The sequence below is a fragment of the Bacillus sp. JJ1521 genome (assembly GCF_036965165.1).
Classification (GTDB): domain Bacteria; phylum Bacillota; class Bacilli; order Bacillales; family Bacillaceae_L; genus Ferdinandcohnia.
In genome coordinates, this window is sequence record NZ_JBALOX010000081.1 from 1 (window position 1) to 1,561 (window position 1,561).

The window sequence follows — 1,561 nt, forward strand, 5'->3', positions numbered from 1 at the left end:
CGGCGTGCCTAATACATGCAAGTCGAGCGAATCTTTGGGAGCTTGCTCCCAAAGATTAGCGGCGGACGGGTGAGTAACACGTGGGCAACCTGCCTGTAAGACTGGGATAACTTCGGGAAACCGGAGCTAATACCGGATAACATATGAGATCACATGGTCTTATATTAAAAGATGGCTTTTAGCTATCACTTACAGATGGGCCCGCGGCGCATTAGCTAGTTGGTGAGGTAACGGCTCACCAAGGCAACGATGCGTAGCCGACCTGAGAGGGTGATCGGCCACACTGGGACTGAGACACGGCCCAGACTCCTACGGGAGGCAGCAGTAGGGAATCTTCCGCAATGGACGAAAGTCTGACGGAGCAACGCCGCGTGAGCGAAGAAGGTCTTCGGATCGTAAAGCTCTGTTGTTAGGGAAGAACAAGTATCGTTCGAATAGGGCGGTACCTTGACGGTACCTAACCAGAAAGCCACGGCTAACTACGTGCCAGCAGCCGCGGTAATACGTAGGTGGCAAGCGTTATCCGGAATTATTGGGCGTAAAGCGCGCGCAGGCGGTCCTTTAAGTCTGATGTGAAAGCCCACGGCTCAACCGTGGAGGGTCATTGGAAACTGGGGGACTTGAGTGCAGAAGAGGAGAGCGGAATTCCACGTGTAGCGGTGAAATGCGTAGAGATGTGGAGGAACACCAGTGGCGAAGGCGGCTCTCTGGTCTGTAACTGACGCTGAGGCGCGAAAGCGTGGGGAGCGAACAGGATTAGATACCCTGGTAGTCCACGCCGTAAACGATGAGTGCTAAGTGTTAGAGGGTTTCCGCCCTTTAGTGCTGCAGCAAACGCATTAAGCACTCCGCCTGGGGAGTACGGTCGCAAGACTGAAACTCAAAGGAATTGACGGGGGCCCGCACAAGCGGTGGAGCATGTGGTTTAATTCGAAGCAACGCGAAGAACCTTACCAGGTCTTGACATCCTTCTGACCGCCCTAGAGATAGGGTTTTCCCTTCGGGGACAGAAGTGACAGGTGGTGCATGGTTGTCGTCAGCTCGTGTCGTGAGATGTTGGGTTAAGTCCCGCAACGAGCGCAACCCTTGATCTTAGTTGCCAGCATTTAGTTGGGCACTCTAAGGTGACTGCCGGTGACAAACCGGAGGAAGGTGGGGATGACGTCAAATCATCATGCCCCTTATGACCTGGGCTACACACGTGCTACAATGGATGGTACAAAGGGCAGCAAAACCGCGAGGTTAAGCCAATCCCATAAAACCATTCTCAGTTCGGATTGCAGGCTGCAACTCGCCTGCATGAAGCCGGAATCGCTAGTAATCGCGGATCAGCATGCCGCGGTGAATACGTTCCCGGGCCTTGTACACACCGCCCGTCACACCACGAGAGTTTGTAACACCCGAAGTCGGTGGGGTAACCGTAAGGAGCCAGCCGCCTAAGGTGGGACAGATGATTGGGGTGAAGTCGTAACAAGGTAGCCGTATCGGAAGGTGCGGCTGGATCACCTCCTTTCTAAGGAAACTGAAGTTCTACGAACTTCATAAAAAGACGCTTTGTATT

1 rRNA gene is annotated in these 1,561 nt (G+C 53.7%); it reads left to right on the top strand.

Annotation, left to right across the window (positions count from 1 at the left end):
* Positions 1 to 1,513 (top strand): 16S ribosomal RNA (locus V7147_RS12920); the annotation flags it as partial.
* Positions 1,514 to 1,561 lie beyond the last annotated feature (48 nt).